A 6,447-nucleotide genomic window follows, 5' to 3' on the forward strand; every position below is an offset into this window, starting at 1 on the left:
CGGGCGTCGAGGGCAAGATGTTCGAGCCGATGGCGCTCACCGTCATCATCGCGCTCGCGTCGGCCTTCGTCCTGTCGCTCACCCTGGTGCCGGCGCTGATTTCCATCGTCGTCACCGGCAAGGTCACGGAAAACGACAACCTCGTCATGCGGGCGATGAAGGCGGCCTATCGGCCGGTGCTGGGCGCGGCCCTGCGGGCGCCCTCCGCCTGCGTCGGCGGGGCGCTGCTGCTCCTCGCCGCTGCCGGATTCCTGTCCACCCGGCTCGGCACCGAGTTCATCCCGCAACTCGACGAGAAGAGCATCGCGCTCAACGCGACCCGAATCCCCTCGACCTCGCTGTCGCAATCGCAGGCGATGCAGTTGAAGGTCGAGCAGGCGGTCTCGACGTTCCCGCAGGTCGCCTACGTCTTCTCGAAGACGGGCACGGCGGAGGTCGCTTCCGACCCGATGCCGCCGAACGCGTCGGATACCTTCGTCATCCTCAAGCCCCAGGAAGCGTGGCCGGACCCGAGTCAGGGCAAGGCGAGGCTGCAGGCGCAGATCGAGAAGGCGGTCGGGGCGCTCGCCGGCAACGTCTACGAATTCTCGCAGCCGATCCAGCTCCGGTTCAACGAGTTGCTCGCGGGCACCCGCGGTGACTTGGCCGTGAAGGTGTTCGGCGAGGCGTTCGAGCCGATGCTCAAGGCGGCCAACCAGATCGCCGCGGTCCTGCGCGGCATCGACGGGGCCGAGGACGTGAAGGTCGAACAGGCCGCGGGGCTGCCCTTCCTGGAGATCGGGATCAACAAGTCCGAGGCCGCCCGCTACGGCCTCAGCACGGGGGCGATCCAGGAGGTCATCGGCGCGGCCATCGGCGGCAAGGACGCGGGCGTCGTCTTCGAGGGCGACCGACGCGTCCCCATCGTCGTGCGTCTGAACGACAGGGTGCGCGAGGACCGCGAGGCGCTGGAGAACATCCCCGTGCCGCTGCCCCCCGGGCCGAACGGCCGGGCGACGTCGGTGCTGCTGAAGCAGGTGGCGGCCTTCTCCGTGACCGAGGGGCCGAGCCAGATCAGCCGCGAGAACGGCAAGCGCCGGGTCGTGGTCACCGCCAACGTGCGCGGCCGCGACATCGGCTCGCTCGTCGCCGAGGCGCAGGCGAAGGTCGAAGGCCGGGTGCGGCTTCCGCCGGGCTATGCCGTGACCTGGGGCGGCCAGTTCGAGAACCTCGCCTCGGCCAAGCGGCGGCTGATGGTCGTGGTGCCGGTCTGCTTCCTCCTGATCTTCCTGCTGCTCTATTCGGCGCTGGGCAGCCCGCGCGACGCGGTGCTCGTGTTCAGCGCGGTGCCCCTCGCTCTGACCGGCGGCATCGTGGCCCTGTGGCTGCGCGGCATGCCCGTCTCGGTGCCGGCGGCGGTCGGCTTCATCGCGCTGTCGGGCGTGGCGGTGCTGAACGGCCTCGTGATGCTGAGCTTCATCAAGCAACTCGTGGCGGAGGGGCGACCCAAGCGCGAGGCCATCCTGGAGGGGGCGATGACCCGGCTGCGGCCGGTGGCGATGACGGCGCTGGTCGCCTCGCTCGGCTTCGTGCCGATGGCGATCGCCACGGAGACCGGCGCGGAGATCCAGCGGCCGCTGGCGACCGTGGTCATCGGCGGCCTGATCAGCGCCACGCTGCTGACGCTGGTGGTGCTGCCGGCGCTCTACGCCCGCTTCGGCAAGGCGACCGTCCCCGGGGCCGCGGCGCATCCCCCCGAAACAGCGCCACCGCGCCTCGAGGCGGCGGAGTAGGCGCAGACGCGCCGCCGGCCGAACGGGGCGGCCATGGTCCCGTCGGCCGTCGGGAACGGAGTCTCAATGATGCCCGGCCATGTGCCGGCCGATCGTGCCGATCTCGGCCTGGGCCGCCGGCGTCTCGTAGACGAGATGGCCGTCCGACATGACCAGGATGCGGTCCGACAGTTCCAGGATCTCGTCGAGGTCCTCGCTGATCAGCAGGACGCCGGCACCCGCGTTGCGCGCCGCGACGATGCGGTTGCGGATCTCGGACACCGCCGCGAAGTCAAGGCCGAAGCAGGGGTTGACGACGATCAGGAGATCGACCGGGTCGGTCAGCTCGCGCGCGAGCACGGCCCGCTGGACGTTGCCGCCCGACAGCGTCGCGATCGGTGCCTCGGAGGAGGCGGTCTTCACCTTGAAGCCGGCGATCAGGGCCTTTGCCCGCCGACTCATGGCGCCCCTGTCGAGCCAGAAGGTCGGGGGTTTGGCCGGGTCTTCGCCGCGGCGGTCGAAGGCGCGGAAGCCGAGGTTCTCGGAGACCGACATCCGCGGGGCGCAGGCGTTGCGCAGCGGCTCCTCCGGAATGAATCGCACCCGGCGCGCCCGGCTCTCGGCCCGCGTGCCGCCATAGGACGCGCCCGCCACCTCCACCCGGCCGCCGGTGGCCCGGATCTGGCCGCCGAGCACGTCGGCGAGTTCCTTCTGGCCATTGCCCGAGACGCCGGCGATGCCGACGATCTCCCTGGCACGCACCCGCAGGTCGTCGACCGCGATGCGGCGCAGGCCCGAGGCGTCGGTGGCGGTGACGCCCGCCACGTGCAGGATCTCGCGGGCGGGGTCCGGCTCGCCGACGCGCGCGGCCGGCACGCGCACCCGGCGCTCGCCCATCATCATCGCCGCCATGTCCTCGCGGGAGAGCGCGCCCACCGCACCGCCGCCCACGAGCTTGCCGCGACGGAGCACGCTCAGCGTGCGGGCGAACGCCTCGACCTCGCGGAACTTGTGGCTGATCATCAGGACGGTGAGGTCGCCGCGATCGGCCATGGCGCGCAGCAGCCCCAGCACCTCCTCGGCTTCCGCCGGCGTCAGCACCGAGGTCGGCTCGTCGAGGATCAGGAACCGGGCCTTGAGGTAGAGCTGCTTGACGATCTCCAGCTTCTGCTTCTCGCCGGCCGCAAGCTCCGCCACCGGCCGGTCGAGGTTGAGCCGGAACGGCATCCCCGCCATGAAGGCGGACAGCTTCTCGCGCTCGGAGGACCACGCGATCACCGCGGGCACGTCGGCCCGGCTGATGACGAGGTTCTCCGCGCCGGTGAGCGAGGGCACCAGGGTGAAGTGCTGGTAGACCATGCCGAGGCCGCGGCTCTGCGCACCCTTCGGGTTGGTGATCTCGGCCTCGCGGCCGTCCACCAGGACCGAGCCGGAGGTCGGCGCGTAAAAGCCCATCACGCACTTGACCAGGGTCGACTTGCCGGCCCCGTTCTCGCCAAGCAGCGCGTGGAAGCCGCCGGCCTTGATCGTCATCGAGACGTCGTCGAGCGCCGCGAAGGCGCCGAACCGCTTGGTCATCCCGATCGTCTCGACGCCAATGGCGCCGGATGGGGATGTCGAAGTGGGCGAAGCGGCCACGGGATCTCCTCTCAGGCGGCTTCGGCGATGATCGCCACCGGGCCGCCGCCATCCGGTCCCTGATGCTCGGCACCGCCCGAGACGTAGAGCTCGGCATGGCCGACGAGGCCGGCGAGCACCCCGCCGGTGAAGCCCCGCGCGTGGCGGGTCGCGGCGATGTCGGAATCGGTGAGCATCGCGTGGCGGAAGCCGCGCAGCCGCCCGTCCGACGGCGCCTCGGCCTTGGCCAGCAGCGCGACGAGCCGGCCACGCTCGGCCGGCGCGAGCTGGCCGGCGGCACCGAGGCCGAGCCGGGCGAGCGCCGCCCGGACGGGCTCGACGTCGAGGGGGTCCGCCATCGTCGCGTGGTCGATGCGGAGCGGGCCGGACCAGCCGGCGCCGCGGCCGAGCACCACGATCTCGTGACCCATCAGTTCGATCCCGGCCGAGACCGAGGCGCGAGTCGAGAACAGGGACAGGTCGCAGCCGATCGCCGCCTCGTGCGGCGGTGCGACCTCGCCCAGCGCCGACGCGACACCGAGCGCGGCCGCGGCGCGGGACAGGCCCATGGATTTCAGCGTGTCGGCGGTGGCGCAGGCGCGGTCCCGCCGCCGCGCCTGCGCGATCCGGTCCGAGGTGAGGAGCGGGCACTTCACCTGGACGAAATGCACGTCGGCGGGGTCGGCGATGCCGGCGTCGTCCAATGCCGCGCGGACGCCCGCTGCCACCGCCTCGACCTGGGGAAGACGCCCGATCTCCTCCGGCCGGAGGTCCGGGGTGTGGGCACGGCCGATCGCCAGCGCCCCAGGTTCCGCCTCCGTCTCCTCCGGCCGCACCTCAAACACGGTGATGTGCGGGCTCAAGGCCCCCTCCGTGCCGCCCGACATGACGCGGCAGACCCGGTCGGCCGCCTCGGTGCCGGCATGGCGGACCATGAGGTCGTGCAGGCTCCGCGCAGCCAGCCCGCGGGTCCAGTCGTTGACGAGCCCGTTGCCCTCGGTCTTGCCGAAGATCGCGACCACCGCGCCCGGGACGATGCGGCCGTCCGCGATCGCCCGTTCCAGGCCGGACACATCGTCCGGGCTCCCGGTGGAGATACGGTGGACGAGGGCGCGGCGCGTCGTCATCCCGCGATCGAATCCCGGCCGGTGATGACGGCGATGAGGGCGTCCGACGTCGACACCGCCCCGAACACGCCGCCCTGCATGGTCACCATCCTCAGAGCCGCCTCGTGGTTGCCGCGGTCGGTGGCCGCGCAGGCATCCGAGGCGATGACGCACTCGAAGCCGCGGTCGTTGGCCTCGCGCATCGTGGTGTGGACGCAGACATCCGTGGTGATGCCGGTGAGGATCAGGTTGCGGATGCCGCGGCCCGACAGGATCAGCGCCAGGTCGGTGGCGCAGAACGAGCCCTTGCCGGGCTTGTCGATCACCGGTTCGCCGGGCTCGGGTGCCAAGTCCGGGATGATCTCCCAGCCGGGCTCGCCGCGCACCAGGACCCTGCCGCAGGGGCCGGGGTCGCCGATGCCGGCCCCGATCCGGCGCGAGCGCCAGCGCTTGTTCGCGGGGAGATCTGCAAGATCCGGCCGGTGGCCCTCGCGGGTGTGGATCACGTGATAGCCCTTGGATCGCGCGACAGAGAGAAGCGCCGCGATGGCGGGGATCGGCGCGCGGGTCAGGCCGATGTCGTAGCCCATGGCGTCGACGTAGCCGCCGGGACCGCAGAAATCGATCTGCATGTCGATGATGACCAGCGCGGTGTTCTCCGGCCGCAGGTCTCCGTCGAAGGGCCAGGGATAGGGTTCGGCGGTGGCGTAGGTGCCGCCTACGGTCGGTTCGGCAGCGGCGGGAACGACGCTCATGCTGCCAGCTCCGGGCGCTGGCTTGCATGAGAAACTTGTGGTGACGATTTTGCCATGAAGAGGGTCTTCGATTGGGATCGCGGCAAAGCGACATCCAACATGCGCAAGCATGGTGTGGGCTTCGAGACGGCAACCCGTGTCTGTGCCGACCCATTCGCCATCACCTCAGCGGATCGGATCGAGCAAGGCGAAGTGCGGTGGCTGATCATGGGAATGGCGGACGACACCAAGGTGCTCGTCGTGGTCCACACGATCCGTGAGATAACCGAGGCCGGCGAGGAGATCGAAGTCGTTCGCATCATCTCTGCCCGCAAGGCTGACCGTTCGGAAAGGCGGCGCTATGAAGACGAAGCTCGTCAGGTACGAAATCGATCTCGCCAACCTGCCGCCCCTGACCGAGGCTCAAAAAGCGGAACTGGACGCGCTCGCCGCGATGCCCGACGAGGCGATCGACTACAGCGACATCCCACCGCTCACGGAGGCGTTCTGGGACAACGCGGTGCGCGGCGGCTTCTACCGGCCGACCAAGACCTCGACGACGGTGCGCATCGATTCCGACGTGCTGGCATGGCTGCGCTCGCAAGGGCGCGGCTACCAGACCCGCATCAACGCGATCCTGCGCCGCGCGATGCTGGCGTCGCGCAAGGATCGCTGAGGCGCCTTGGCTCACTCCGCCGCCTCCCGCGCCTCTACCGTCTGACCGGCGCCGTAGCTGCGAGTCGGCTCCGCGAAGCCGCAGGACGTGCCGTCGACGACCTTGACGGCGTCCTCCCACGGCAGGCGATACTGCCCGGCGGCGAGATCGTGCATGTAGGTGTAGGGGCAGTCCTGCGCGCCGCCCTTCACCGCGGTGTAGCCGCGGTGGCCGAACTGGTAGATGTTGTTCTCGACGCCCCAGTGGATGCGCGCCTCGCGCACGAGGTCGGGCCGCACCTCGGCGGTGATGATCTCGTCGGGCCGCGCGGTGGTGCCGTGGGCGATGATCGTGCCGTCGAAGTTCACGATCATGCCCTCGCCCATCGAGTCGAAGGTGCCGTCCGAGCCGCACAGGCAGACGTTGGCGGTGACCATCAGGTTGCAGAACGCGTTCGACTGGTTGGTGAAGCGCCAGGATTCGCGGATCGGCGCGGTGTAGCCGGCGGTGCGGATCATGATCTCGGCGCCCTTGTAGGCGCATTCGCGCGCCATCTCCGGGAACATGCCGTCGTGGCAGATGAT

At 70.5% G+C, this 6,447-nt stretch carries 6 protein-coding genes and 1 pseudogene; 3 read left to right on the forward strand and 4 right to left on the reverse strand.

Annotated features, from left to right (window positions below; translation table 11 throughout):
• Window positions 1-1,772, forward strand: a 1,772-nt coding sequence (locus tag ACFE86_RS20605; protein ID WP_375457187.1) for an efflux RND transporter permease subunit, incomplete at its 5' end; no start/stop codon positions are given.
• 63 nt (window positions 1,773-1,835) lie between these two features.
• Here the strand turns inward: ACFE86_RS20605 and ACFE86_RS20610 are convergent.
• The 3 genes from ACFE86_RS20610 to ACFE86_RS20620 all read right to left on the reverse strand — a co-directional run bounded on the left by ACFE86_RS20610 (window position 1,836) and on the right by ACFE86_RS20620 (window position 5,229).
• A complete protein-coding gene (locus ACFE86_RS20610; RefSeq protein ID WP_375457188.1) occupies window positions 1,836-3,329 on the reverse strand; it encodes an ABC transporter ATP-binding protein in 1,494 nt (497 codons plus the stop codon).
• A 71-nt stretch (window positions 3,330-3,400) separates the two neighbouring features.
• The gene (locus ACFE86_RS20615) at window positions 3,401-4,495 is read right to left on the reverse strand and encodes a ring-opening amidohydrolase (protein WP_375457189.1); all 1,095 of its coding nucleotides are present in this window, start codon (window positions 4,493-4,495) and stop codon (window positions 3,401-3,403) included.
• Entirely contained in the window at window positions 4,492-5,229 is a 738-nt protein-coding gene (locus ACFE86_RS20620; protein WP_375457190.1) for a cysteine hydrolase family protein, read from the reverse strand. Before ACFE86_RS20620 ends, ACFE86_RS20615 begins: the two co-directional genes overlap by 4 nt.
• Before the next feature lie 54 nt (window positions 5,230-5,283).
• Here ACFE86_RS20620 and ACFE86_RS20625 point away from each other — a divergent pair.
• Window positions 5,284-5,547: pseudogene (locus ACFE86_RS20625) on the forward strand (BrnT family toxin); the annotation flags it as partial.
• A gap of 22 nt (window positions 5,548-5,569) precedes the next feature.
• Window positions 5,570-5,884, forward strand: a complete 315-nt coding sequence (locus tag ACFE86_RS20630; protein WP_375457191.1) for a BrnA antitoxin family protein — start codon at window positions 5,570-5,572, stop codon at window positions 5,882-5,884.
• 11 nt (window positions 5,885-5,895) lie between these two features.
• On the opposite strand, the gene ACFE86_RS20635 is transcribed toward ACFE86_RS20630, so the two are convergent.
• Window positions 5,896-6,447 (reverse strand): nitrilase-related carbon-nitrogen hydrolase (locus ACFE86_RS20635; protein WP_375457192.1); only part of this gene is annotated, 552 nt, incomplete at its 5' end.

Origin of the sequence: uncultured Methylobacterium sp. (assembly GCF_964244095.1) — a bacterium.
GTDB lineage: Bacteria > Pseudomonadota > Alphaproteobacteria > Rhizobiales > Beijerinckiaceae > Methylobacterium.